The 25861-nt window shown below is 71.3% G+C and carries 25 protein-coding genes; 12 read left to right on the forward strand and 13 right to left on the reverse strand.

The window, feature by feature from the left end:
- Window positions 1-5: 5 nt before the first annotated feature.
- The 4 genes from ABZU76_RS24735 to ABZU76_RS24750 all read left to right on the forward strand — a co-directional run bounded on the left by ABZU76_RS24735 (window position 6) and on the right by ABZU76_RS24750 (window position 5559).
- Window positions 6-1538 carry a methyltransferase gene (locus tag ABZU76_RS24735; RefSeq protein WP_354873496.1) on the forward strand — a complete coding sequence of 511 codons (1533 nt, stop codon included), beginning with the start codon at window positions 6-8 and terminating at the stop codon, window positions 1536-1538.
- A complete protein-coding gene (gene dtd / locus ABZU76_RS24740; protein WP_354873498.1) occupies window positions 1535-1999 on the forward strand; it encodes a D-aminoacyl-tRNA deacylase in 465 nt (154 codons plus the stop codon). The genes ABZU76_RS24735 and dtd overlap by 4 nt, the downstream gene beginning before the upstream one ends.
- Window positions 2000-2281: 282 nt before the next feature.
- Window positions 2282-3313 (forward strand): sigma-70 family RNA polymerase sigma factor, encoded by a 1032-nt coding sequence (locus tag ABZU76_RS24745; protein WP_354873500.1) that lies wholly within the window; start codon window positions 2282-2284, stop codon window positions 3311-3313.
- Window positions 3314-3888: 575 nt separating this feature from the next.
- The gene (locus ABZU76_RS24750; protein WP_354873502.1) at window positions 3889-5559 is read left to right on the forward strand and encodes a fumarate hydratase; all 1671 of its coding nucleotides are present in this window, start codon (window positions 3889-3891) and stop codon (window positions 5557-5559) included.
- Between the two features lie 54 nt (window positions 5560-5613).
- On the opposite strand, the gene ABZU76_RS24755 is transcribed toward ABZU76_RS24750, so the two are convergent.
- The 8 genes from ABZU76_RS24755 to ABZU76_RS24790 form a co-directional block, all read right to left on the reverse strand.
- Window positions 5614-6036: a MarR family transcriptional regulator gene (locus ABZU76_RS24755; protein WP_220238307.1), complete on the reverse strand. Its 423-nt coding sequence runs from the start codon at window positions 6034-6036 to the stop codon at window positions 5614-5616.
- Window position 6037: 1 nt separating this feature from the next.
- Window positions 6038-7474: an MFS transporter gene (locus ABZU76_RS24760; RefSeq protein ID WP_354873504.1), complete on the reverse strand. Its 1437-nt coding sequence runs from the start codon at window positions 7472-7474 to the stop codon at window positions 6038-6040.
- 108 nt (window positions 7475-7582) lie between these two features.
- Window positions 7583-8020: an SRPBCC family protein gene (locus ABZU76_RS24765; RefSeq protein WP_354873506.1), complete on the reverse strand. Its 438-nt coding sequence runs from the start codon at window positions 8018-8020 to the stop codon at window positions 7583-7585.
- Between the two features lie 178 nt (window positions 8021-8198).
- Window positions 8199-8705: a hypothetical protein gene (locus ABZU76_RS24770; RefSeq protein ID WP_354873508.1), complete on the reverse strand. Its 507-nt coding sequence runs from the start codon at window positions 8703-8705 to the stop codon at window positions 8199-8201.
- 41 nt (window positions 8706-8746) lie between these two features.
- Window positions 8747-9247: a hypothetical protein gene (locus tag ABZU76_RS24775; protein ID WP_354873510.1), complete on the reverse strand. Its 501-nt coding sequence runs from the start codon at window positions 9245-9247 to the stop codon at window positions 8747-8749.
- 88 nt (window positions 9248-9335) lie between these two features.
- Entirely contained in the window at window positions 9336-10004 is a 669-nt protein-coding gene (locus tag ABZU76_RS24780; RefSeq protein WP_354873512.1) for a phosphonatase-like hydrolase, read from the reverse strand.
- Window positions 10001-11119 (reverse strand): TIGR03364 family FAD-dependent oxidoreductase, encoded by a 1119-nt coding sequence (locus ABZU76_RS24785; protein ID WP_354873514.1) that lies wholly within the window; start codon window positions 11117-11119, stop codon window positions 10001-10003. The genes ABZU76_RS24780 and ABZU76_RS24785 overlap by 4 nt, the downstream gene beginning before the upstream one ends.
- Window positions 11120-11212: 93 nt before the next feature.
- Window positions 11213-11593, reverse strand: coding sequence for a DoxX family protein (locus ABZU76_RS24790; protein ID WP_354873516.1), 381 nt, complete (start codon window positions 11591-11593; stop codon window positions 11213-11215).
- A 136-nt stretch (window positions 11594-11729) separates the two neighbouring features.
- On the opposite strand from ABZU76_RS24790, the gene ABZU76_RS24795 reads away from it, so the two are divergent.
- The 4 genes from ABZU76_RS24795 (at window position 11730) to ABZU76_RS24810 (ending at window position 15555) form a co-directional block, all read left to right on the forward strand.
- A complete protein-coding gene (locus ABZU76_RS24795; RefSeq protein WP_354873518.1) occupies window positions 11730-12953 on the forward strand; it encodes an amino acid permease in 1224 nt (407 codons plus the stop codon).
- 141 nt (window positions 12954-13094) lie between these two features.
- Complete coding sequence (locus tag ABZU76_RS24800) at window positions 13095-13901, forward strand: serine protease (protein ID WP_354873520.1); 807 nt, start codon at window positions 13095-13097, stop codon at window positions 13899-13901.
- Between the two features lie 106 nt (window positions 13902-14007).
- The gene (locus tag ABZU76_RS24805) at window positions 14008-14988 is read left to right on the forward strand and encodes a LuxR C-terminal-related transcriptional regulator (RefSeq protein WP_354873522.1); all 981 of its coding nucleotides are present in this window, start codon (window positions 14008-14010) and stop codon (window positions 14986-14988) included.
- 120 nt (window positions 14989-15108) lie between these two features.
- The gene (locus ABZU76_RS24810; RefSeq protein WP_354873524.1) at window positions 15109-15555 is read left to right on the forward strand and encodes a hypothetical protein; all 447 of its coding nucleotides are present in this window, start codon (window positions 15109-15111) and stop codon (window positions 15553-15555) included.
- Between the two features lie 42 nt (window positions 15556-15597).
- Here ABZU76_RS24810 and ABZU76_RS24815 read toward each other — a convergent pair whose 3' ends face one another.
- Together ABZU76_RS24815 and ABZU76_RS24820 are read right to left on the reverse strand one after the other, a co-directional pair.
- Window positions 15598-16704, reverse strand: a complete 1107-nt coding sequence (locus ABZU76_RS24815; RefSeq protein ID WP_354873526.1) for a nitronate monooxygenase family protein — start codon at window positions 16702-16704, stop codon at window positions 15598-15600.
- A gap of 8 nt (window positions 16705-16712) precedes the next feature.
- Window positions 16713-18305 (reverse strand): acyl-CoA synthetase, encoded by a 1593-nt coding sequence (locus tag ABZU76_RS24820; RefSeq protein ID WP_354873528.1) that lies wholly within the window; start codon window positions 18303-18305, stop codon window positions 16713-16715.
- Between the two features lie 61 nt (window positions 18306-18366).
- On the opposite strand from ABZU76_RS24820, the gene ABZU76_RS24825 reads away from it, so the two are divergent.
- A complete protein-coding gene (locus tag ABZU76_RS24825) occupies window positions 18367-19155 on the forward strand; it encodes a crotonase/enoyl-CoA hydratase family protein (RefSeq protein ID WP_354873530.1) in 789 nt (262 codons plus the stop codon).
- A 38-nt stretch (window positions 19156-19193) separates the two neighbouring features.
- On the opposite strand, the gene ABZU76_RS24830 is transcribed toward ABZU76_RS24825, so the two are convergent.
- Window positions 19194-20717 (reverse strand): acyl-CoA synthetase, encoded by a 1524-nt coding sequence (locus ABZU76_RS24830; protein ID WP_354873532.1) that lies wholly within the window; start codon window positions 20715-20717, stop codon window positions 19194-19196.
- 80 nt (window positions 20718-20797) lie between these two features.
- Between ABZU76_RS24830 and ABZU76_RS24835 the strand changes: the two genes are divergently transcribed.
- From ABZU76_RS24835 to ABZU76_RS24845, 3 genes are read left to right on the forward strand one after another with little or no spacing between them, the layout of a single operon-like run.
- On the forward strand, window positions 20798-21775 hold the full coding sequence (locus ABZU76_RS24835) for an OB-fold domain-containing protein (protein WP_354873534.1): 978 nt from the start codon (window positions 20798-20800) through the stop codon (window positions 21773-21775).
- Between the two features lie 9 nt (window positions 21776-21784).
- On the forward strand, window positions 21785-22837 hold the full coding sequence (locus ABZU76_RS24840) for a thiolase domain-containing protein (RefSeq protein WP_354873536.1): 1053 nt from the start codon (window positions 21785-21787) through the stop codon (window positions 22835-22837).
- Window positions 22834-24000 (forward strand): thiolase domain-containing protein, encoded by a 1167-nt coding sequence (locus ABZU76_RS24845; RefSeq protein WP_354873538.1) that lies wholly within the window; start codon window positions 22834-22836, stop codon window positions 23998-24000. The genes ABZU76_RS24840 and ABZU76_RS24845 overlap by 4 nt, the downstream gene beginning before the upstream one ends.
- Here ABZU76_RS24845 and ABZU76_RS24850 read toward each other — a convergent pair.
- Window positions 23995-25017: a YhjD/YihY/BrkB family envelope integrity protein gene (locus ABZU76_RS24850; RefSeq protein ID WP_354873540.1), complete on the reverse strand. Its 1023-nt coding sequence runs from the start codon at window positions 25015-25017 to the stop codon at window positions 23995-23997. The genes ABZU76_RS24845 and ABZU76_RS24850 overlap by 6 nt on opposite strands.
- 44 nt (window positions 25018-25061) lie before the next feature.
- Window positions 25062-25838, reverse strand: coding sequence for a transglutaminase family protein (locus ABZU76_RS24855; protein ID WP_354873542.1), 777 nt, complete (start codon window positions 25836-25838; stop codon window positions 25062-25064).
- Window positions 25839-25861: the final 23 nt, after the last annotated feature.

Below are 25861 nucleotides of genomic sequence, written 5' to 3' on the forward strand. Positions count from 1 at the left end.
CCACCGTGAGCACGAACACGCCTCTGCCCGACCTGTCCGACGACGTCTGCGCGCGGTTGCGCGAGGCCTTCCGGCGCGCCGACTACGACGCCGACGGGGTGGTCGACGCCCTCGGCGGCGCGGCCCACGCGGCGCTCGGCCGCGGCGAGCCCGAGCCCGCCCGGCGCGCGAGCCTCGACGCGGGCGACCTCGGTACGCTCGTGCGGCTGTTCCTGCTCGGGCTCACCGAGTCCGAAAAATCCGTTGAGTCCGCTTTTTCGCCGCTGACACCGGAAGCCGCCGTCGCGGCGGGGATCCTCGCGGCCGACGGCGACGGGTACAAAGCCGCCCTCGACATCCGCCCGCACGGCGACGAGGAGGGCTCCTGGTGGGTCGTGGCCGACCTCGACGCCGACCTGCTCGGCCACGTCGTGCCCGAGGACCACGTGCTCGGCGTCGGCCACGCGTCGCTCAGCCTCATCCGCGCCACCAGCCGGCGCCCGGTCGGCACGCTGCTCGACGTCGGCACCGGCAACGGCGTGCAGGCCCTCCACGCCACGCGCCACGCCCAGCGCGTGACGGCCACGGACGTCTCCGCGCGGGCACTCGCGCTGGCCGCCGGCACGTTCCGGCTCAACGAGCTCGACGTGGAACTGGTGCGCGGCGAGTGGTTCGCGCCGGTCGCGCGGCGCCGGTTCGACCAGATCGTGTGCAACCCGCCGTTCGTGGTCGGACCACCGCGCGTGGACTACACCTATCGCGACTCGGGCCTGGCGGGCGACGACGCCAGCGCGCTCGTCGTGCGCCAGCTGCCGGGGTTCCTCAACGACGGCGGAACCGGGCAGCTGCTGGCTTCCTGGCTCCACACGGGTGGCGAGGACTGGGCCGATCGGGTGGCGCGGTGGCTGCCGGCGGAAACGGACGCGTGGTTCGTGCAGCGCGATGTCGCCGACCCTGCGCTGTACGTGGGCACCTGGCTGCGCGACGAGGGCATCGACCCGCGCTCGCCCGAAGGCCGGGTGAAGGCCGCCGCGTGGCTCGACTGGTTCACCGAGAACCGCGTGCAGGGCATCGGCTTCGGCTTCGTCACGCTGCGCCGCGCGGCCGGGAAGACGCCGACCGTGGTGTGCGAAGACCTGCGCCAGGCCTACGACGACCCGCTGGGCCCGGAGGCGGCGAACTGGCTCGACCGCGTCGACTGGCTGCGCGCGCACGGCGACGAGCTCATGGGCACCGCCTTCCGCGTGCCCGACAGCGTGCTGCTGGAACGCGTCGACTCCCCCGGCGACGAGGGCTGGGAAACGACCGTGCGGCGCCTGCACCGCACCGACGGACCCGGGTGGCAGCACGAGGTCGACGAGCTCGCCACGCGACTGCTGGCGGGCTGCCGGGGCGTGCTGGCGCTGGAGGACCTCGTCGAGCTGCTGGCGGCCGCGCAGGGCCTCGACCCGGCCGAGCTGTCCGCCGCCACGCTGCCCGTGGTGCGCGAACTCGTTCGGCACGGGATGCTCGTGCCGGCTTCTGCTTCTGCTTCGGCTTTGACTCTGACGTCACAGTGAGGGCCGTCGCGGCGCGCGTCACCCGGGCGAGTGTGACGGTCGACGGAGCGGTGACGGGTGCCCTCGAAGAACCGGGACTGTTGGTGCTGCTGGGAATTCACGCCGACGACGATCGGGTGAAAGCGGCGACGATGGCGCGCAAGCTCCACGAACTGCGGATCCTGCGCGACGAGCAGTCCTGCGCGAGTGCGGGCGCGCCGTTGCTGGTGGTGTCCCAGTTCACGCTCTACGGCGACACACGCAAGGGCCGCCGGCCGTCCTTTGTCGCCGCCGCGCGCCCGGAAGTGGCCGAGCCCCTGGTGGACGCCGTGGTGCAGGAGTTGCGTGACCGTGGGGCATCCGTGGCCACCGGGCGCTTCGGCGCGATGATGGCCGTGGAGAGCGTGAACGACGGTCCGTTCACCGTTCTCTTGAGGTCTAGACCACTGTCACGCTGCCGCTCTCGGTGCCCGGGAACGTAACCGGGCACCGAATGGTTCACCCCCAGTGCGGATTCTCATGGAATTCTCATGATTATTCCCGCTGTGGCGCGCTTCTCAGCAAAAGCTCAGTGTTGGTGGAGCAACCGGGCGACGGGTGTGCCCGTCCTTTCTTCAGAAGCCGGGAACGTTTTGGAAACCCGGCGCGTTACCACAAGTGTCCAGCTAAGCCGGCTGGGCCGGAGGCCAGGGTTTCCACAGGGCCCGACACCGAAGGCACAGCACCGGCGAGACACGTTCAGCCCGTGACCGGGGAGGCAGAGAATGTCAGTCCAGACTCTCGAACGCGAAGCGCGCGGGATTCGCGAGCGTGGGATTCCAGCACAGCAGAACGAGGAGCCCGTGAGTGTGGGGACGCTCACGGACGCCGACCTCGACGCCCAAAGCCCGGCCGCCGATCTGGTGCGCGTGTACCTGAACGGCATCGGCAAGACCGCGCTGCTCACCGCAGCCGACGAGGTCGAACTGGCCAAGCGCATCGAGGCGGGCGTGTTCGCGCAGCACATGCTCGACTCCGCCGAAGACCTCACGACCAAACGCCGCACCGAGCTCACCGCGCTGGTGCGCGACGGGCACGTGGCGAAGAACCACCTGCTGGAGGCCAACCTCCGCCTCGTGGTCTCGCTCGCGAAGCGCTACACCGGCCGGGGGATGCCGCTGCTCGACCTGATCCAGGAGGGGAACCTGGGTCTGATCCGCGCGGTGGAGAAGTTCGACTACTCCAAGGGGTTCAAGTTCTCGACCTACGCCACCTGGTGGATCCGCCAGGCCATCACCAGGGGGATGGCCGACCAGGGTCGCACCATCCGGCTGCCGGTCCACCTCGTGGAGCAGGTCAACAAGCTCGCCCGCATCCGCCGCGACCTGCACCAGCAGCTCGGCCGTGACGCGACGCACGACGAGCTGGCCGCCGAGTCGGGCATCCCGGTCCACAAGATCGCGAACCTGCTCGACCAGTCCCGCGACCCGGTGAGCCTCGACATGCCCGTGGGCGCCGAGGAAGACGCCCCGCTGGGCGACTTCATCGAGGACTCGGAGGCGACCGACGCCGAGAGCGCCGTCATCTCCGGCCTCCTGCAGGACGACCTGCGCCGCGTCCTCGCGACGCTCGACGACCGCGAGCAGCACGTCATCCGCCTGCGCTACGGCCTGGACGACGGCCAGCCCCGCACGCTGGACCAGATCGGCAAGCACTTCGGTCTCTCGCGCGAGCGCGTGCGTCAGATCGAGCGTGAGGTCATGGCGAAGCTCCGCCAGGGCGAGCGGGCCGACCGGCTCCGCGCCTACGCGAGCTGACGCCGGAGGCTGCGTGGGGTGTGCTCGCGGAGAGCGCTCACACCCAGCTCGCTTCGGGTGTCCTCTGGGGGTCGAACCCCCAGACCCCCGCCAGGGGGCAAGCCCCCTGGACCCCCAAGGTGGTCACCTTGGTGAGTAAGGCGAACGTGTCGAAGTGAAGGCCCTGCGGACCACCGGTCCGCAGGGCCTTCGGCGTTTCCCGATTCCCCACGCGGCCCGGGGGACGATCACCGGCGTTTGAGGTGGTTGGTGACTGGGTAGCAAGGTGTGGGCAGCACCCGTTCGGCCGCGTTGACTTATGACCTACGTCACGAGACTGTCGTGCTAGGCGAACGGAACGCCAGGTGAGCCACGCGGAACGGGTGTACGCATCCGTCCGCTTTCCCCGGGAGGTCGGGTCCGTCGGGGTGGACCCGGCCTCCCGAACCAAACTCCGGGCCCTGCGGACGGCCGGGAGACAGCCGCGAGCGACCCGGGCCGAGTGCCCTGCAACACAGTCGCCGCGCGGGTGTGCTGGGAACCGCGGGCCGCTGAGTACCGTGGTCGGATCCCGATCAGGGCAAAGGAGCCTGGCTGTGCCGTCCACCACGTTTCAGCACACCGAAGTCCTGCCGCTCGGCAAGGACACCACCACCGAGTACCGGCTGGTCACTGCCGACGGCGTCGAAGCCGTCGAAGCGGCCGGCCGGAAGTTCCTCAAGGTCGACCCCGCGGCGCTGACCACGCTCGCTCGCACGGCCATCACGGACATCCAGCACCTGTTGCGTACGTCACACCTGCAGCAGCTGCGGGCGATCGTCGACGACCCCGAGGCGAGCGGCAACGACCGGTTCGTCGCGATGGACCTCCTGCGCAACGCGGCCATCTCGGCCGGCGGCGTGCTGCCGATGTGCCAGGACACCGGCACGGCCATCGTCATCGGCAAGCGCTCCGAGGGCGTGCTGACCGGCGGTGACGACGAGCGGGCCTTGTCGGAGGGCATCTTCGACGCCTACCAGCAGCTGAACCTGCGCTACTCGCAGATGGCGCCGACCAGCTTCTGGGACGAGCGCAACACCGGCACGAACCTGCCGGCGCAGGTCGAGCTCTACCACAAGGACAACACAGCCGGGGAATCGTCAGATCCTTCTTACGAGTTCCTGTTCATGGCCAAGGGCGGCGGGAGCGCGAACAAGACGTTCCTGTACCAGGAGACCAAGGCCGTGCTGAACCCCAAGCGGCTCGCGCGGTTCCTGGACGAGAAGCTGCGCAGCCTCGGCACCGCGGCGTGCCCGCCGTACCACCTGGCGATCGTCGTCGGCGGCATGTCGGCGGAGTTCAACCTGAAGGTCGCGAAGCTCGCTTCGGCGCGCTACCTCGACACGCTGCCGACCGAGGGTTCCGAGCTGGGGCACGCGTTCCGCGACCCGAACCTCGAGCAGCAGGTGCTCGAGATGACGCGCCAGTTCGGCATCGGCGCGCAGTTCGGCGGCAAGTACTTCTGCCACGACGTGCGCGTGATCCGCCTGCCCCGCCACGGCGCGAGCTGCCCGGTCGGCATCGCCGTCTCGTGCTCGGCCGACCGCCAGGCCAAGGCCAAGATCACGGCCGACGGCGTGTTCATCGAGCAGCTCGAACGCGACCCCGCGCGTTTCCTGCCGGACGTGACCGAGGACGACCTGTCCGACGAGGTCGTGAGCGTGGACCTCAACCGCCCCATGGACGAGATCCGCGCGCAGCTCTCGCAGCTGCCGGTGAAGACGCGGCTGTCGCTGTCAGGGCCGCTGGTCGTCGCGCGCGACATCGCCCACGCGAAGATCGCCGAGCGGCTCGAAGCCGGCGAGGAGATGCCGCAGTACCTCAAGGACCACCCGGTGTACTACGCCGGCCCGGCGAAGACGCCCGACGGCTACGCGTCCGGTTCGTTCGGCCCCACCACGGCCGGGCGCATGGACTCCTACGTCGAGCAGTTCCAGGCCGCGGGCGGCTCGATGGTGATGCTCGCGAAGGGCAACCGCTCCAAGCAGGTCACGGCCGCGTGCCAGAACCACGGCGGCTTCTACCTCGGCTCGATCGGCGGCCCGGCCGCGCGGCTGGCCAAGGACTGCATCAAGAAGGTCGACGTGCTCGAGTACCCCGAGCTCGGCATGGAAGCCGTGTGGAAGATCGAGGTCGAGGACTTCCCCGCCTTCATCGTCATCGACGACAAGGGCAACGACTTCTTCGCCGCCACCAGCGAACCGGTGCTGCAGATCAGTTTCCGCTAGCCGAACACAGCCGGCGCCCCGCCCACCGAGCCCGGTGAGCGGGGCGCGGCCGTGTCAGTCGTCGGTGATCTGCGCGGTGAGGCGGTCGAGCTCGGCCAGCTCCGCCGACGACAGCGCGAGCATCGACTTCGGCGGCTCCCCCAGGATGCGCTCGGCCCGTTCCGCGGCCACGGCGCCTGGGGCCGTGACGGTGACGACACGGCTGCGCCGGTCCTCCGGGTGCGGCTCGCGCAGCACGAGGCCGCGCCGGACGAGTTCGTCCACTACGTGCGTGGTGTAGGGCCGGTCGGTGTTCAGCTGCTCGGTGAGCTCGCTCATCGTCAGCGGCCGGGCCGCGACCCGGCGCAGGGCCTTGATCTTGATGAAGCTCATGCCGAGCGCCTCGCACACCTCGCGTTTGCGCTCGTGCCGGTCGAGGACGAGCGCTCGCAGCCGAGCCCACACGCGGGTCGCGATCTCGTGGTCGTCGGCGCTCACGTCAGGCCTTCACCAGTCCCGTGTCGGCTTCTTCTTCGACGCCCACACGCCGCGCCGTGGCGTACGCCCAGGGCGTGGTGGTGACGAGTCCGAGCACGATCACCAGCAGCCCGCAGCCGCCGATGATCCACCAGCCGGCGTGGCTGGCGGCCGCGAGGCCCTCGGCGAACGAGCCGTGGACGCGGGCGGTGACGACCGCGCCGATCACCGCCACACCGAGTGACGTGCCGACCTGCCGGCTCGTCGACGCGATCGCCGCGGCCACACCGGCCTGCGCTCGTGGCATCCCGGACACCGCCGCGTAGGTGATGGGGGCGTTGACCAGCCCGAACCCGATGCCGAACACGACGTAGGCGATGACCAGCCGCCACAGCGGCGTGGTCGAAGACAGGTCGAGCATCAGCAGCGCGCCGATGACGGTGCCGATGCCCGCGCCCACCAGCGGCAGCCGTGCGCCGCGGGTGCCCACGAGCCGGCCGGAGATGGGCGCGCAGATCGCGCACATGATGGCCATCGGCAGGGTCAACAGGCCCGCGTGCAGCGCGCTGTAGCCGCGGGTGTCCTGCAGGTACAGGGAGTTGAGGAAGAGGAACCCGGCCATCGCCGCGATGCCGGACACCGCCGTGAGTGTCGCGCCCGAGAACGGCGCGCTGCGGAAGAACCGGGGCTCCAGCAACGGGTCCCGCCGCCTTCGTTCGTACGGCACGAACACGGCCAGCGAGACCAGCGCGAGCACGAACGCGACGAGGATCCGCGGCGAGCCGTACCCGAGGTCGCGGCCTTCGATGATGCCGTAGGTCAGCCCGGCGAGGAACACGATCACCAGCAGCTGGCCCACCGGGTCGATCCGGCGCGGCCGCGGCGCGCGCGACTCCGGCACGAACACCGCGGTGAGCACGACCGCCGCGATGACCACCGGCACGTTGATCCAGAAGATCGACCGCCAGCCGGCCGCGCCCACGAGGACACCGCCCAGCACCGGGCCCACGGCCATGGACAGCCCCATCGTGGCGCCCCACATGCCGATCGCGCGCCCGCGCTCCTTCGGGTCCGTGAAGGTGTTGGTGACGATCGACATCGCCACCGGGTTGAGCATCGAGCCGCCGATGGCCTGCAACGCGCGGAACGCGATGAGCAGTCCCACGCTGGGGGCGACACCGCAGAGCAGCGAGCCGACGCCGAACAGCACGAGGCCCGTCTGGAACGTCCGCCGCCGCCCGAGCCGGTCGGCCGTCGACCCCGACAGCATCAGCAGGCTCGCGAGCACGAGCGTGTAGGCGTCGATCGTCCACTGCAGGCTCGACACCGACGCGCCCAGGTCGTGCTGGATGGAGGGCAGCGCCAGGTTCACGATCGTGTTGTCGAGCCCGACGATGAACAGGCTCATGCAGCAGACCGCCAGCACGATCTGCCGCCGCCGACGGCTGAGCTCCGGCACGGCACCCCTCAAAGTCCGAAGGTAGTTGTAGAATCCTAACATTTAGCACACTACAACTAACTGTCCGCGCCTACCGCCGAACGCGGTACAGCTCACGCCGCATTGCGGTCAGCCGGGGAACATCTTCGTAAGCCGGGTGAGGGTTTTCTCGATGCCGTCGGCGTTGCGCTTGGGGTAGCCCATCAGCTTCAACGCCAGCGGTGACCGGGCGGTGGAGTAGTCGAACGTCTCGGTCACGGTGGTCCGGCCCTCGCCCGCGGGCTCCAGCAGCCAGCGCCAGCGGTGGCCCCCGAAGTGGCGCCACGCGATGAGCCGGTTCTCCTCGAACTCCACCACGGTGTTGCTGATCCGGTACGGCGCGCCCATCTTCATGTCCATCCCGAACGTCGCGCCGAGCGAAAGCCGCGAGGGAGAGCCGTCACGGCCGGCGCGAACGGTGCCGGACCCGTCGATCAGCGGGTGGTTGGCGGGATCGGCGAGCAGGTCGAAGAGCTGCTTCGGAGAGGCGGCGACGACGGCGGTGCGCGAGATCTGGCGGGTACCCATGCCCGGTGAGCCTAGGGCTCCGCCGGTGCACCCACGGTTCGGCCGGCGGGCGCCGCGAGGGAGATCACCCAGGTGCCACGGTGGGAGGTGGCACCCGGGTGACCGCCCGGCCGGTGCCCGGCGGCTCGGGCCGGTAACCCCCCGAGCGAGCCGCGCAGCGCCGGCCATCGTGAAGCCGTCACCGAGGCGGTGACTGCTTCAGGACCACCGTCCGCTCGCCGAGCGGCGCGGCGAGCGCGACGGAGATGTAGGGGTAACGCAGGTCCATCGTGCACATCTGGCCGGTCTGCGCCTTGGTCTCGCTCAGATCCAGCACCACGTGTTGCGCGGTCTGCTCGATCGCCTCGCCGAGGGCGTGGCCGCAGCCGCCCTCTTCGGCGCGGACGTTGATGATCGTGCCGCCGTTGGCCGTGTAGACCTCGTGCGGGAAGCCCGGCGGCAGGGCCTTCGCATCGACCTGGTCCGCAGGCACCGGCGTGCTGCCTTCCGGCACCTCGAGCCGCGGTTTGCCCGGCGGGTTGGGCAGGGGCTTCGGCACCGGTGACGGTGAGGTCGAGATGCTGCCGCTCGGCGCCACGGAGTCGCCTCCGGACGCGGGGTTCGTGGCCATGGTCCCCTGGGCGCCGCAGGCTGTCACCGTGGCGAGGATCAGGCCTGTGCCGACCAGCTTCGTCAAGTACCTCATGAGCCAAGGACGGAACGGGGGCCGCATCCGGTTGCATCCGCTCACGGACCGGGGCGCAGCACCAGCTGGCGGCCGCCGAGCGGCTCGGCCAGCGGCACGGGCAGCGACACCTCGCGCACGTGCATGGGGCACATCTGGCCGTGAGGCGCCTTGGTGACGGTGACGACCACGACGGCCTGCTGCGCGGTCTCCCCGCCGGCGGCGGCCATGATGTGGTCGCAGCCGGCTTCGTCGGCGTGGATCACGACGACCTTGCCGCCCTGCGCGAGCGTCACGTCGTGCGGATAGCCGGCGGGCAGCGCCGACGCGTCGATCTGGCCGGCGGCCGGTGCCGTGTCGCCGGGCGGCGGGCCCTGCGTCGGATGGGTCTGCGGTGGGCCGGACGGGGACGGCAGCGGCATCGGCGGGGGCAGCGTGGTGGAAGGCGGCACCGACGGCGAAGACGGCGCCGCCGGAGAAGGCGACGAGCTCGCCGCGCCCGGTCCCGCCGGCGCGGCCCCTCCGCCGCCGCACGCCGCGGCCGAAAGCAGCAGAACGCTCACACCCAGGACTTTCACCGTTGTCCGCATACCGAGCGGACGGAATCCGCGCCGGGGTGGTTGCACGGGCCGGCCGGAAACTTCGGAAACTTCAGTCGAGTACGTCCGGCAAGTCGCGCACGGAGTCCAGCACGTGCGTCGCCCCGGCGCCGGTGAGCTCGGCGCGCGTGCCTGCGCCGGTCAGCACCCCCGCCACTACGCGCGCGCCCGCGGACAAGCCGGTGCGCACGTCCGACGGCGTGTCCCCGGCGACGGCGACGCAACGCACGTCGGTGACGCCCAGGCGCAGCACGGCCGTGAGCACGAGGTCGGGGTACGGGCGGCCGCGCAGGCCCTCACCCGGGGCGAGCGCGAGGTCGGCGAGGTCGCGCCAGCCCAGCGCCTCGAGGATGACCTGCTGCGTAACGGCCGCGAAGCCGGTGGTCAGCGCGACCTTCACGCCGCCGTGGCGCAGCCCGCGGATCACGTCCTCCGCGCCGGGCACGGGCTCGCACTCCCCCGCCGCGACGAGGTTGGCGTAGGCGCGTTCGAACTCGGCGTTGGCGCGCTGCGCGAGGTCCTCGGTCGGCAGCAGGGCGCGGAAGACGGTGATCTTCGACTGGCCCATGGTGGCGTTCACGTGGGCGAGCATCGCCGAGAAGCGTTCGTCTACTTCGGACACTCCGGCGCTCGCGATCGCGGCGGTGAACGCCCGCACCACGAGGCCGTCGTCGACGACGGTGGTGCCGGCGAGGTCCAGCACCACGAGCTCGGTCGTCACAGGCCCAGCTCCCGCGCGGTGTCCTCGGCGATCGCCGGCGAGCAAGTCATGCCGCGCCCGCCCGGCCCGGTGACGAGGAAAGCGTTGTCCGCCAAGCGTTCCCGGTGCACGATCACGGCCGGGTCGAGGGCCTGGGCGTACACCCCGGCCCAGCGGCGGCGGATGCGCGGCAACGGCCGGCCCAGCAGCGCGCCGGCGACTTCGGCGAGGTGCTCGTACGGGTCTTCGGTCACGTCGAAGCCGAAGGGCTGGTCGTACTCGTGCGTGTCGCCGATGGTGAGCGAACCGTCGAGGCGCTGGACCATCAGCAGCTGCATCTTGTGGGCGGCGGCGACGTCGCCCTGGGGCTGGGTGCGGCCGAGCTCGGCGAGCGCGTCGCCGCGGAAGGCCGGGTAGTAGCGGAAGCTGTCGGCGTCGGCGACGCTCGTGGTCAGCGTCTCGCCGAGGGGTTCGGTCTGTGCCATCTGCAGCCGCACACGGCGGACGGGGACCTCACCGGCGAGCTCGCGCACGAGACCCCCGAGCCAGGCGCCGGTGCAGAAGATCGTGGCGTCGCCTTCGTGGTGGTCGCCGTGGTCGTCGGTGACGCCGGAGTTGGTCAGCGTGCGGACTTCGCGGCTGGGCAGCCACGTGTACCGGCCGGTCTTCCGCAGCGCCGCGCGCAGGGCGGGCTGGGCGGTGCGCGGTTCGACGGCCGCGTCGCGCTCGCACCACAGGGCGGCCGTGAAGTCACCGCGCAGCGCCGGATTCAGCCGGCGGGTCTCGGCCGGGGTGAGGAGCTTGAAGCCGCGCTCGGCCGCGTCGGCGTTCATGGTCGCGGCTTCGGCGACGGCACGCTCGGCTTCGGTGCGCAGGACCGTGAGCGAGCCGTTGGCGCGGAACCCCAGCGCCGGCGTCTGCTCGGCGATCGTCTGCCAGAGCTCGCGGGCGCGCAACGCCGTGGCGAGCTCCGGACCGGCCGCGCGGCCGCTGACCCAGACGAGGCCGAAGTTGCGCACGGAGGCGCCGCGGGCTTCGGGCTCGCGTTCGAGGTGGACGACGTCGTGGCCGCGGTGGATCGCCTGCCACGCGTGCATCGTGCCGAGGACGCCGCCACCGACGATGAGGATTCGCACTAGGGCCACGGTCGTTCAGCGGGGGGAATGGGGAGTTTCGAGGTGGGGAACGGGGAGTGAAGACGTGCGGTGGAGTGACTCGGGGTTGTTCCGTCAGAGGCGGCCGGTGGCGACGAACACCGCGACGGCGAGGATCAGGGCGTTGACCGTGACGTTGCGCCACTCCGCGGCCTTGTGCTGGACGATCGCGAGGCGCGCGTGCATGGCCATGGCGCCGATCATCACCACGACCAGGCCGGTGGCGGCCCAGCCCGTGAGGCTCGGCGCGACACCCGTGAGCTGGGGCAGGATGAGGCCGGCCACGGCGATGAGCTCGCAGATCGCGGTGAACCGGACCACGGGCAGCGGGTAGGCGGCGGCGCCGGTCTGGCCGGTTTCGAGCATCCGTTCGCGCGACATCGTGGACTTGAGCGAGCCGGACAGGGCGAAGAGCAGGGCCAGGACGATCTGCCCGGCCCAGAGTGCGGCGTTCATGGGGTCTCCCTTCGAAGGGCGGTCGCGGAGGGAACGAGGGAGAGCCGCGAGGTGTGACAGAGGTGATTTGTCGACCTCTGTCGGCCGTCCGCTGTGGTTGGCTGTCGCTGCCCGTCACCGGTGAGAGGAACCCACGATGCCGCTTGCACGCCGGTTGGGACTGGTCGACGCCGTGTTCCTCGGACTCGGGTCGATGATCGGCGCGGGAGTGTTCGCGGCGTTCGCGCCCGCGGCCGGCGCCGCGGGGGCCGGCCTGTTGCCCGCGCTGGGGATCGCGGCGGTGGTGGCGTTCTGCAACGCGACGTCGTCGGCGCGCCTCGCCGCGCGGCACCCTGAATCGGGCGGCACCTACGTGTACGGGCGAGCGCGGCTCGGCGAGTTCTGGGGGTACCTCGCGGGCTGGGGGTTCGTCACCGGCAAGACGGCGAGCTGCGCGGCGATGACGCTGACCGTCGTGGCCTACGCGGCGCCCGGCGTGGGGCAGCCGTGGCGCGCGGTGATCGCCGTCGGCGTCGTGGCGGCCGTGACGGGGGTCAACTGCCTCGGGGTGCACCGGTCGGCGCTGGCGACGCGGGTGATCGTGATGGTCACGCTGGTGGTGCTGACGGTGGCGGTCGTGAGTGCGACCTCAGGTGGGTTCGTGGCCGAGCCGTTCGCGCCGTTCGACGGCGGCGGGGTGCTGACGGCGGCGGGGTTGCTGTTCTTCGCGTTCGCCGGGTACGCGCGGCTGGCGACGCTCGGGGAGGAAGTGCGCGACCCCGCACGGACCATTCCGCGGGCGATCCCGCTCGCCCTCGGGCTGACGCTGGTGGTCTACGCCGTGGTCGCTGTCGCCCTTCTGCTCACGCTCGGGCCGCAGCGGCTGGCGGCGAGCGCGGACCCGATCGCGGAAGCGGCGGCGCCGTGGCTCTCGCCGGTCGTGCGGGCCGGCGCGACGCTGGCGTCGCTGGGTTCGTTGCTGGCGCTGGTGCTCGGCGTCTCGCGCACGACGCTCGCGATGGCGCGTGACGGGCACCTGCCGCGCGGGCTCGCCGTAGTGCACCCGCGGTTCGAGGTGCCGCAGCGCGCGGAGCTGGCGGTGGGCGTGGTGGTGGCGGTGCTCGCGACGACAGTGGATCTCCGTGGGGCGATCGGGTTTTCGTCGTTCGCGGTGCTGGCGTACTACGCGATCGCCAACGCGGCGGCGTTGCGGCTGCGGGCGGACGAGAACCCGGCGCCGCGGGTCGTCGCGGTTCTGGGGCTCGTCGGGTGCGCGGTGCTGGCGTTCAGCCTGCCGTGGCCGTCGGTGGTGGCGGGGTGCGCGGCGCTGGCGCTCGGGGCGCTGGCCTACGCCGTGCGGCGGCGGACCGGCCGGCACTGAACCGGTTCTGTGACACGAGGGGACCGCTCGCCCGAAAGATCCGAAGAAAGTTGGTTGTCCGGTTGCCCGGGGTCTGGTGTAGTCGAGTCATCACTCCCCGTATCCCCGTTCCCATGTGGACACCGGAAGGACGGATCCCCCATGACCTTCAAGAGACGGTTCACCCTGCTCGGAAAAGCTCTCGTCGGCGTCACGGCGCTGGCTGCCGCGGTCGGGCTCGCGACCCCCGCCGTGGCCGGCCCGCCGCCGTCGACGAACGGCACCCAGGTGGTGGGCGGCAGCCGAGCAGCGCAAGGTGAGTTTCCTTGGATGGTAAGGCTTTCCATGGGCTGCGGCGGTGCGCTGTACACGCCGCAGATCGTGCTCACCGCCGCCCACTGCGTCACGCGCACCGGCTCGAACACGTCGATCACGGCGACGCTCGGCGTGGTCGATTTGCAGAGCTCCAGCGCGAAGAAGGTGCGCTCCAGCTACGTCTACCGGTCCACCACGTATGACACGACCGGCGGTGACTGGGCGCTGATCAAGCTCGCGAGCCCCGTCAGCGGCGTCCCGACGCTTCCGCTCGCCTCCAGCGCTTCCCTGAACACCGGCACGTTCACCGTCGCGGGCTGGGGCGCCGCGACCGAGGGCGGCGCGCAGCAGCGTTATCTGTTGAAGGCGCAGGTGCCGTTCGTCAGCGACTCGACGTGCAAGGCACAGGGCGGCGACTACTCCGGCCTCATCGCCAACGCGGAAATCTGCGCGGGCAACGTCTCGGCCGGCGGCGTCGACACATGCCAGGGCGACTCCGGCGGCCCCATGTTCCGCCGCGACACCGCCGGCGAGTGGGTGCAGGTCGGCATCACGAGCTGGGGCACCGGCTGCGCCCGCGCCCACGCGCCCGGCGTGTACACCGAGGTGACGAGCTTCGCGAGCGCGATCGCTTCGGCGGCCTCGAAGATCTGACCTCCTGCGGACCGGAAGCGGCGTGCACCGTTCGGGCACGCCGCTTCCGTAACGTGAGCAGCCGATTACCCGACTTGCCGGAAAGGGGCGAACCACAGGGGGCGGCATGCGCGGGAGCACACGGACGGAGGTCCTCGCGGGCCTGGTCTCGGCCGAGGCGGCGGGGGCGTACGACCGGCTTCACGCCGCAGGCCGGCTGCCGGTCGGCGTGGGCGCATTCGACCCGGACGCCCCCGCCGAGCGTGAGCTGCAGGAGGCGGGGGTGATCAGCTTCGGCGGTTCGGGCGCGGACCGGTTCGCGCGTGCCGTACCACCGGCCGTCGCGTTGCGGCGACTGCTCGATCGGCAGCACCGGCACATTTCCGAGCTGCAGGCCGATCTCGCGGGCACCTGGGAACGGTTCACCGCACTCGTCGCCCCGACCGGCGGCTTCACCGCGGTCGACCGCGAAGGAGTTCGCGCTATCGAGGACCACGACGAGCTGACCCGGCTCGCGTCCGGCCTCTACCGCTCCCCGCGGCGGCTGCTGCGTGCCACGTTCACCGGCAGCGCTGGCGGGCAACGGGTGAGCGAGGGTGTGCTGCTGCCGCCCGCCGACGCGCTCGCGGCGGGCGCGCAGTTCCGGATGATCTACGACACCGCCCACGCGGCCGACGACTGGGGCGCCCGCAGCATCCGCGAGTCCACGGCCGCCGGTGAACAGGCGCGGGTCCGCAAGTCGGTGCCGGTGCGGATGATGCACGTGGACGACACCGTCGCGCTGGTCACGATCGATCGCACGGGCGCGTCGGGTGCGCTGCACGTGACCTCGCCCGAGCTGTTGAAGCTGCTCGCCGAATGGTTCGACGCACTGTGGGCCGCGCCGGACACCGTGCCGCTCGACGGTGCCGACGGCGACGAGCTCACCCCCGCCCGTCGCCGGGTGCTGTCCCTGCTCGCCGCGGGGCTGACCGACGAGGCGATTGCCCGCAGCACCGGCACTGGCGAGCGGACCGTGCGCCGGCACGTGTGCGCGATCCTCGAGATCCTGCAGGTCGAGAGCCGATTCGCCGCCGGTGTGGCTGCCGCCAAGCGCGGCTGGGTGTAGCGCGGTCACCCGGTGGCCGGAACCGGACATTGGCCGGAAAATCACTCGCCGGGTCTCTCCGGCAGCCGCGAAGGTGGGACGAACGGGTCGAGGGGCGACCCGGTCTGGGGAAGGATTTCGATGCGCAGGATTCTCACGCTTGTTAGTGCCGTGGCGCTCGTCGGTACCGCGGTCTTGGCGGCAGCACCGGCCGGACAGGCGGCCGGGCGGTACTCGATCGTCAGCACGTGCCCGGGCAGCATGGTCAGTGGCTTCCCGAAGACTTTGCACAACGCGGTCGACGAGACGCAGGGCACCGTCGAACTCAGGTATTCCAGTGCCAACGGGGGCACGAACTGCGCGAAGGTCTACGACAACGCGTCAGGCAAGCACGCCATGAGCGTGACCATGACCGTCGACGGGATTCCCGGCTCGGGACAGGACTCGGGCACCTTCGAGACCTACGCGGGCGGCGTGCTGGTCACCGGCACCAACGGTCACTGCGCACACGTGAGCGGCACGCTGGTGATGGGCACGCACTCGATCGACCACTTCAGCTTCAGCTCTGGCCCGGTGGCCTGCGGCTGACGGGGGTGAGGTCCTTTCAGGACGGATCGTCCTGAAAGGACCTCACCGCGTCTTGTCCAGCCGATCGAGCGCCGCCTCGTACCCGCTCACCAGCTCTGCCATCACCTCGGCCACCGGGCGGACCCGGTCCATCCGGCCGACGATCTGCCCGACCGGCATCGACACCACGGCCGGGTCGGCCGCGGCGTGGATGCGGTTGTGGGCGTGGGAGACCAGGAGGTTCTGCAGCGGCATCGGCAGGGGCTCGGGCGCGTCGGGAGCGGCCCAGGCGTCCGTCCAGCGCGTTTTGAGCAGGCGGGCGGGTTTGCCGGTGTAGATGCGGGTGCGGACGGTGTCGGCCGATGTCGCGTTGACCAGCGCCGTCTGCATGGCGCCGGAGCCCGGCATGGTGCGGCGGTACTCGTCGGTGGCGAGCCAGAACGAGCCCATCCACACCCCCGACGCGCCGAGCGCCAGCGCGGCCGCGACCTGCCGGCCGGAGCCGATGCCGCCGGCCGCGAGCACCGGGACCTGTGCCCCGACGGCGTCGACGATCTCCGGCACCAGCACCATCGACGCGATCTCGCCGGTGTGCCCGCCGGCCTCATACCCTTGTGCCACCACGAGATCCACGCCGCGCGCGACATGGCGGGCCGCGTGCTCACCCTTGCCCGCGAGCGCCGCCACGGGTACACCGGCGGCGTGCGCGCGCTCGATCACGTCTTCGGGCGGCGAGCCCAGCGCGTTGGCGATGAGGCTGATGCGGTGCTTGAGCGCGACGTCCACATGGGACCGCGCGACCGAATGCAGCCAGCCGAGCACGCCGGCGCGTTCGTCGGTGTCGTCGGGCAGCGGGGGCACGGCGAGGTCGCGCAGCACTTTGTCGACAAAGGACCGGTGGGCGTCGGGGATGAGCTTCGCGAGGTCGACCTGGGTGCCCTCGGCTGGGATCTTCGCGGGCATCACGATGTCGACGCCGTAGGGCTTTCCGCCGGTGTTCTCGTCCATCCAGGACAGCACGGAGTCGAGCTCGGCGGCGTCGTTGAACCGCACGCAGCCGAGCACGCCGAGGCCACCCGCGCGGCTGATCGCGGCGGCGACGTGCTCCGACGGCGTGAAGCCGACGATCGGCAGCTCGATGCCCAGCCGGTCGCAGAGGGAAGTCCGCATGCGCGCTCCTAGGCGGGTTCGTGTTCGGCGGCGTAGCGCTGGGCCCACGGGTAGTCGGGTTTGCCGCTGGGCGAGCGCCCGATCTCGTCGGCGAGCCAGACCGTGCGCGGCACCTTGTAGCCCGCGATCTCGGTGCGCACGTGCGCCTCGATCGCCGCGAGGTCGGGCGCCACCCCGAGCCGCGGCTGCACCACGGCGGCCACGCGCTGGCCGAGGCGCTCGTCGGGCACGCCGATCACGAGCGCGTCGAACACGTCGGGGTGTGATTTCAGCGCGCCCTCGACCTCTTCGGGGTACACCTTCTCGCCGCCGGTGTTCACGCACTGCGAGCCGCGTCCGAGCAGGGTGACGGTGCCGTCGTCCTCGTAGCGGGCGTAGTCGCCGGGCACGACGTAGCGCACGCCGTCGACGTCGGCGAACATCGTGCGGCTCTTCTCGGGGTCGTTGTAGTAGCCGAGTGGCACGTGGCCGCGGCGGCCGATGAGCCCGACGGCGCCGGGCTCCCGCTCGACGACCGCGCCGTCCTCGTCGAGCAGGATCGCGTCCTTGCCGAACACGACCCGCGGGCCGGCGCTGTGGTCGGAGTCCTTGCCCACCATGCCGATCCCGGTGAAACCGCTTTCCGACGAGCCGATCGCGTCGGTGAGCACGACGCCGGGCAGCAGGCCGAGCAGCTCCTGCTTCACCGACTGTGAGAACAGCGCGGCGTGACTGGACACGGCGACGAGCGACGAAACGTCGTAGCCGCCCTCGCGGTAGGCCTCCACGAGCGGGCGCGCCATGGCGTCGCCGACGATGGTCAGCACCTGGACCTTGTGCTCCTGCACGGCTTTCCACACGTCGTGCGCGTCGAACTGCGGCACGAACACCACCGGGCTGCCGGCGAACAGCGCACCGAACGCGGCCCACTGCGCGGCGCCGTGGATGAGCGGCGCGGCGGGCAGCCGGACGAGCGCGCCCGCCTTGCCCTGCTCGGCGAGCGTCCACTCGTCGGGCACGTACTCGCCCGTGACGAAGTTGATGCCGCCGCCGAGCGCGCGCCAGATGTCCTCGTGGCGCCAGAGCACGCCTTTCGGGTAGCCGGTGGTGCCGCCGGTGTAGAGGATGTAGAGGTCGTCGGCGCTGCGTTCGGGGAAGTCGCGGCAGGGGTCGTTCTCCGCCAGCGCTTCCTCGTACGCGACGCCTTCGAAGGGCACGTCCGACCCGTCTTCGACGACGACAACGTGTTTCAGTTTCGGCGTCTCGGGGAGGACTTTCGCCACCTTGCCGGCAAAGCGGCGCTCGTGCACGAGGGCAATCAGATCGGCGTTGCCGAACAGGTACTTCAGCTCGCCGTGCACGTAGCGGTAGTTCACGTTCACCGCGACGGCGCGCAGCTTGTACGCGGCGAACATCGACTCCAGGGCCTCGATCGAGTTGCGGGAATAGACACCGATGTGGGACCCGGGTCCCACGCCGTGGGCGGCGAGGTGGTGCGCCAGGCGGTTCGCGCGAGCCTCCAGCTCGGCGAACGTCACCTGCCTCGCGCCGCACACGACCGCGACACGCTCCGGCACGGCGTCGACGGCGTGCTCGAGTAGATCCGCGATGTTGAGTGCCACGCCACTCAAAGTAGAACATGTTATCGTTCTGGGCAATGCCCGCGTTCTCCGGGAGGTTTCCTTGGCCGCGCCCCACGCTCTCGTGTCCCTGGAAGGCCAGACCCTCGTGGTCACGATGAACCGCCCCGAGGCCCGCAACGCGCTCACGGGCGAGATGCTCGCGATCATGACTTCGGCGTGGGACCGCGTGGACACCGATCCCGAGGTGCGCTCCTGCATCCTCACCGGCGCCGGCGGCGCCTTCTGCGCGGGCGCCGACCTGAAGTCGATGTCCCGCAACGCCCCGTCGGACGCGTTCGAATCGGGCGCCTTCGACCCGAGCCGCATCGACGGCCTGCTGAAAGGCCGCCGGTTGACGAAACCGCTCCTCGCCGCCGTCGAGGGCCCCGCCATCGCCGGCGGCACCGAAATCCTCCAGGCCACCGACATCCGCGTCGCCGGCGAGTCCGCCCGTTTCGGCGTCTCCGAGGCCCGCTGGGGCCTGTTCCCGATGGGCGGCTCCGCCGTGCGCCTCCCCCGGCAGATCCCCTATACGCTCGCGGCGGACCTCCTGCTGACCGGCCGCCACCTGTCGGCCTCCGAAGCTCTGGCGTGCGGCCTCATCGGCCACGTCGTCCCGGACGGCACCGCCCTGTCCCGCGCACTGGAGCTGGCGTCGCTCATCAACGCCAACGGCCCCCTCGCCGTCCGCGCCATCCTCCGCACCCTGCGCGACACGGAAACCCTGCCGGAAAACGACGCCTTCAAACTGGACGCGAAGTACGGCATCGAGGTCTTCGCGTCGGCAGATGCGAAGGAGGGGCCGAGGGCGTTCGCGGAGAAGAGGAAGCCGCGGTTCGAGGGTCGCTGAGCCGGACGTCCGGTGAGGCCGGGACCCGGCCTCACCGCTCAGGACACGTACCGCTCCCTCAACCTCCGCTTGTACAGCTTCCCATTCGGATCCCTGGGCAGCTCCTCCAGATAATCCACCGACCGCGGCAGTTTGAACCGCGCCAACCGCGTCGCGGCGAAGGCCAGGAGTTCCGAAGTCAGGTCGGCAGACGGAGAGACGCCGGGGGCCGGCTGCACCACCGCCTTGATCTCCTCGCCCCAGTCCTCGTGCGGGATGCCGAACACCGCGATGTCCGCGATCTTCGGGTGCATCACGAGCTCGCCCTCGATTTCGGCCGGGTAGATGTTCACGCCGCCCGAGATGATGAGGTCGGCGGCGCGGTCGTGGAGGTACAGGTACCCGTCGGAATCGAGGTGGCCGATGTCGCCCAGGGTGAAGAGAGAGCCGACGCGGGAGCGTTGCGTTTTCACGCTGTCGCGGTGGTATTCGAAGGACGAGTCGCCCATCTTCAAGTACACCGTGCCGACCTCGCCGGCGGGCACCTCGGCGCCGGCGGAGTCCAGGATACGCACGGTCGAGCCCGGCCAGGGCAGGCCGACGGAGCCCGGCTTGCGCAGCCACTCCTCGCCCGCGATGACGGTGCCGCCGCCTTCCGTGGCGGCGTAGTACTCCGTGACGACCGGGCCCCACCAGTCCAGCATCCGGCGCTTGACCTCGAGCGGGCAGGGGGCGGCACCGTGGATCATCACGCGCAGCGAGGAAAGGTCGAAACCCGACCGCACGTCGGGTGGCAGGGCGAGAAGGCGGCGGAACTGCGTGGGCACCATGTGGCTGTGCGTCACGCGGTGGCGCTCGATCAGGCGCAGCATGTCGGCCGCGTCCCAGCGGTCCATGAGCACCGCGGTGTGGCCCAGCTGCACGGAAATCGCGACGAAGTTCAGCACGGCCGTGTGGTAGAGCGGCGAACCGCACAGGTGCACGTGCCCGTCGAAAGGCGCCAGGCCGAAGATCCCGAAGAACCACGTCGACGCCGCCGGCACCTCGTCCGGGTCGGCGCCCGTCAGCGGCCGCCGGACGCCCTTGGGCCGGCCCGTGGTGCCCGACGTGTAGAGCATCGGCGACCCCGCCGTCCGGTCCGACGGCCGCCCGTCGCCCAGGCCCGCGCCCAGCTCTTCCATCCTCCGGAAGCCGGGCACGTCGCCCACGGCGAACCGTGCCGTGATCCCGGCCTCGTCCGCGGCCGCCACCGCGACGTCCGCGAACCGCTCGTGCGCAAGGAAAGCCTTCGCGCCGCTGTCGGCCAGGATGTACGCGACCTCCGGCGCGACGAGGTGCCAGTTGACCACCACCACATACAACCCCGATTGGATCGCGGCGAAGTACGCGGCCAGCAGCTCGTCGCCGTTGGGCTGCAGCAGCACGATCGCGTCGCCGGCCTCGAGCCCCAGCTCGCGCAGGCCCAGCGCGTAGCGGTTGGCCTTCGCCGCCAGCTCGCCGTAGCCGACCTCGCGGCCGTCGGGATCCACCAGTGCGACGCGGTCGGGCTCGGCCGCGGCGATCGTCCACAGTCCCAGGTCCATAACTCCAAATCTAGAACGCGTTACACACGCGCACAACAGCCATCTTGCCTCGAATTCGAGAACGTGTTTCACTCGGAAACGTGACGGACACCCCGCTCTCGGCGCCGCTCGACGTCGGATTCGACTACACCCGCTCGACCGGGCCCGTGCTCGGCCGGTTCGTGAACGCCCTGCGCCAGCGACGGATCGAAGGCATCCGGGGCAGCGACGGGCGCGTCCAGGTGCCCCCGCCCGAGTACGACCCCGTGACCGCCGAAGCGCTCACCGAGTTCGTGCCGGTGAGCGCCGAGGGCACCGTCGTCTCCTGGTCGTGGTGCGCCAACCCCCTCGAAGGCCAGCCGCTGTCCCGTCCGTTCGCGTGGGTCCTGGTCAAGCTCGACGGTGCCGACACCACCCTGCTCCACGCCCTCGACGCCGGCGAACCCACAGGAGTCCACACCGGACAGCGGGTCAGAGTCCGCTGGGCGGAGGAAACCGTCGGCCACATCCGCGACATCGCGTACTTCCTGCCCGCGGAAGCACCCGAAACACAACCGACCGAACCTCCACCCCCGGTGGCGAAACGCGACGAAGGCGCCCCCGTCGAGGTGGTCATCACTCCGGTCCACCTGCGCTACCGGCACTCCGCGTCACCCGAGGAAAGCCGCTACCTGCGCGCGCTCGCCGAAGGCCGCCTGATCGGCCAGCGTTGCCCCGCGTGCGCGAAGGTCTACATCCCGCCGCGCGGCGCGTGCCCGACCGACGGCGTGCCGACCACCGACGAGGTCGAGCTGCCCGACACCGGCATCGTCACCACCTTCTGCATCGTCAACGTCCCCTTCCTCGGCCAGCGCATCAAACCGCCATACGTCGCGGCCTACGTGCTGCTCGACGGCGCCGACATCGCCTTCCTGCACCTCGTGCTCGGCTGTGCCGCCGAGGACGTGCGGATGGGGATGCGGGTGCGCGCGGCGTGGCGCCCGCGGGACGAGTGGTGGACTTCGCTGGAGAACATCAGCCACTTCGAACCGACCGGCGAGCCCGACGCGCCGTTCGAATCCTTCGCCCACCACCTGTGAGGGGGACGCATGCCCGAAGTCGCCGTCGCCGGGTTCGCGCAGGCACCGAACGTCCGCGAGACCGCCGGCACCACCAACGGCGTCGAGATGCTCGTGCCGATCCTCGCCGAGGTCTTCGCCGCCACCGGTCTATCCAAAGAGGACATCGGGTTCTGGTGCTCCGGCTCGTCGGACTACCTGGCCGGTCGCGCGTTCTCCTTCATCGCGGCCGTCGACGCCATCCGCGCCTTCCCGCCGATCCACGAGTCGCACGTGGAGATGGACGCCGCGTGGGCGTTGTACGAGGCCTGGCTGAAGATCCGCATGGGTGAGGTCGACACCGCGCTCGTCTACGGCTTCGGCAAGGCCAGCGCCGGGCAGCTTCGCCGGGTGCTCGCGCTGCAACTCGACCCGTACGTGCTCGCTCCCCTCTGGCCCGATTCGCTCGCCATCGCCGGCCTGCAAGCGCGCCTGGGCCTGGACGCCGGCCTGTGGTCCGAAAAGGACCTCGCGGAGGTCGCCGCCCGCAGCCGCGCCGACGCCGCCGGCAACCCCGCCGCGCAGCTCTCGGGCGAGGTCGACGTCGCCGCCCTGCTCGACACCCCGTACGTCGCGGATCCGTTGCGAGCACACGACATCGCGCCGGTCACCGACGGCGCGGCCGTGCTCGTGCTGGCCGCCGCCGAACGCGCGAAGGACCTCGTCGACCGGCCGGCCATCCTGACCGGCGTCGAGCACCGCGTCGACTCCCCCGTGCTCGGAGCCCGCGACCTGACTCGGTCGCCGTCAATCGAACAAGCCGCCCGAAACCTCGATCTCGACGGGGTCGAGCTGGCCGAGCTGCACACGCCGTTCACGCACCAGGAGCTCATCGTCCGCACCGCGCTCGGGCTCGGCGACAGTGTGCGGATCACTCCCTCGGGCGGCGCGCTCACGGGCAACCCGATGTTCTCCGCCGGCCTCGCCCGCATCGGCGAGGCGGCCGCGCGCATCCACAGCGGCGAGGCGGGCAAGGCACTCGCCCACGCGACGAGCGGCCCGGCCCTGCAACAGAACCTCCTCGCCGTGCTGGAGGCGCGATGACCAAGCAGCTCGCCGCCGTGCTCGGCACCGGCCAGACGCACCACCGCGCGAAGCGCACCGACGTGTCCATGCCCGGCCTGCTTCGCGAGGCCATCGACCGCGCGATGGCCGACGCGCAGGTCGGCTGGGCCGACATCGAGGCCGTGGTGCTCGGCAAGGCGCCCGACCTGTTCGAAGGCGTGATGATGCCCGAGCTGTTCCTGGCCGACGCGCTGGGCGCGACCGGGAAACCGTTGCTGCGCGTGCACACCGCGGGTTCCGTCGGCGGCTCGACCGCGCTGGTCGCCGCGTCGCTGATCCAGGCCGGCGTGCACCGGCGAGTGCTGACGGTGGCGTTCGAGAAGCAGTCGGAGTCCAACGCGATGTGGGGACTCTCGATCCTGCCGCCGTTCCAGATGCCGGTGGGCGCCGGCGCGGGCGGGTACTTCGCGCCGCACGTGCGCTCCTACATCCGGCGCTCCGGCGCGCCCGCGCACGTCGGGGCGATCGTCGCCGCGAAGGATCGGCGCAACGGGGCGCTCAACCCGTACGCGCACCTGCGCCAGGCCGACATCACCGTGGACTCGGTGCAGGCGTCGCAGATGCTGTGGGACCCGATCCGCTACGACGAAACCTGCCCCTCCTCCGACGGCGCCTGCGCCATGGTGCTCGGCGACGAAGCCGCGGGCGACGCCGTGCCGGGCGGGGCCGCGTGGATCCACGCCACGGCGATGCGCACGGAGCCCACCACGTTCGCCGGCCGCGACCAGGTGAACCCGCAGGCCGGGCGCGACGCGGCGAAAGCGCTGTGGCACGAGGCCGGGATCACCGATCCACTGTCCGAAGTAGACGTTGCCGAGATCTACGTGCCGTTCTCCTGGTTCGAGCCGATGTGGCTGGAGAACCTCGGGTTCGTGCCGGAGAGCCAGGGCTGGAAAGTCACCGAGGCCGGCGACACGGCGCTCGGCGGCCGGCTGCCGGTGAACCCGTCGGGCGGGGTGTTGTCGTCGAACCCGATCGGCGCGTCGGGGATGCTGCGGTTCTCCGAGGCGGCCAAGCAGGTGATGGGCCGCGCGGGCGACTACCAGGTCGACGGCGCGCGCGTGGCGCTCGGCCACGCGTACGGCGGCGGCTCGCAGTACTTCAGCATGTGGGTGGTGTGCTCGGCCAAGCCCGGCTCATGACCGGCGGCGGCCGCGCAGCGCGAACAACGTGCCCAGCGCCCCGAGCACCGCGCCCAACGCGAGGGGACCGGCCGTGTGCTGGCGCGGTGCGATGACCGGCCGCAGCTCCGTGGGCGACGGCGGCGGGACCGGTTTTTGCGGCGCGTCTCGAGCCGTGGCCGTCCAGGCCGTGATGTACACGAGCATGCGCGCGATCAGGGAGATGAAGAACAGCAGACCGATCACGGAGCCGAACGCGACGCCCGAGGGCGACGCGCTGATCAAGTTCAGGTAGATGCCGCCCGCCTGCTTCAACAGCTCGAAGCCCAGCGCCGCCGCGACCGCGCCGCGCATCGCGCTGCGCCAGCCGACGCGCTCGCGCGGCAGCCGCGTGAGCACCCACAGGAACACCAGCCAGTCGGCTAGCAACGCGAGCGGCACCGACGTGGCCGAGAGCACGGAGTGGCCCCAGCTGGTGTCGTCGACGCCGACGAGTTTCAGCAGGTAACGGCCCATGGCCGTGCCCGACACGGTGATGCCGAACGACACCAGCAGCGCGGCCGCGAGCCCCAGCAGCGCGAGCACGTCCATGAGAATCGTGCGCAGCAGCGGCCCGTCGGAGCGGTTCTGGCCGTACATCGCGGTGAGCGCGTCGCGCAGGGAGTTCATCCAGTTCCACCCGGAGTACAGCCCGACGACGAGACCCGCGACGCCGACGCTGGTGCGTTGCTCCACGAACCCCGTCAGCAGGTCCGAGGCCTTCTGCCCCAGCGCCCCGGGCAGCGTGCCGGAGATGGCGTGCAGCATCTGGTCGAGCAGGTGCGGCTGCGTGGCCAGCACGAACCCCGCGGCCGACGACGCCAGCATCAGAATCGGCACCAGCGAGAGCAGGCTGAAGTACGTGATCGAGGCGACGTAGTGGTAGCCCCCGTACTCGAGGTACCGGTTGGTGGCCAGCGCGAGGTGGTCGAGCCAGCGGTACCGGGCACGCGCGCGGGCCCACCGGCTCGGCCCAGGCAGTTGACGGTTCACGGTCACTGTCTACCCAGCCGCGGCCGGGTTTGTCGCACCGGACACACCTTTCACGCCAGGACCACGGGTTTGTCGTGATCGTCGGGCGGCGGCACGGCGTCGGTGGTCGCGAACACGGTGGCCCCGAGGAAGTCGAGCTCGCAGCCGAGCGGGGTGAGGAATCCTGTGTCGGCGGCGTCGCGACCGGTGGCGATGCGGAGCATCACGGGGCGCGGGGCGAGGCGGGTCGCGTCGAACACGAGCCAGCGCCCGCCGACGCCGGCCTCGAACACGGCGTGGAAGTCCATGGGTTTCAAGCCGGGGGCGTAGACGGTGGTGAAGCGGGCGGGAATGCCCACGGCCCGGCAGAGCGCGATGCAGGCGTGGGCGAAGTCGCGGCAGGCGCCTTCGCCGGCTTTCAGGGTGACGGCGGCGTCGCGGCCTTCGGGAGTGGCGGGGAGGTAGCTCAACCGCTCGTGGACGTGGTCGGCGATGGCGCGGACGCGGGCGCGGTCGTCGCCGGGGTCGGGTTTCAGGGCGGCCATGCGGTCGGACGGGCAGAAGCGGCTCGGGCGGGTGTAGCGCGCGAGGTCGGCGAGCGTGACGGGCTCGGCGGTGGCGCGGCAGAGCGTGCGTTCGCCGTGGTAGGTCACGCGGTGCTCGCCGGTGGGGAGGTCGTACACCTCGGCGCGCGTGCCGTGGTCGAGCTCGGCGGTGCGAGGGGCGCCGGCGGCGGAGACGGTGAGCTCGTCGGTATCGGCGTGGACGGCGGCGACCGAGATCGCGGCGAGACCGGGCTTCGTCACCCGGACGCCGAACTCGACGTCGACCGTCACGCGTTGCGCCACCTGGCCATCATGCCGGTTTCGGG

Source organism: Amycolatopsis sp. NPDC005232, assembly GCF_040607795.1.
Classification (GTDB): domain Bacteria; phylum Actinomycetota; class Actinomycetes; order Mycobacteriales; family Pseudonocardiaceae; genus Amycolatopsis.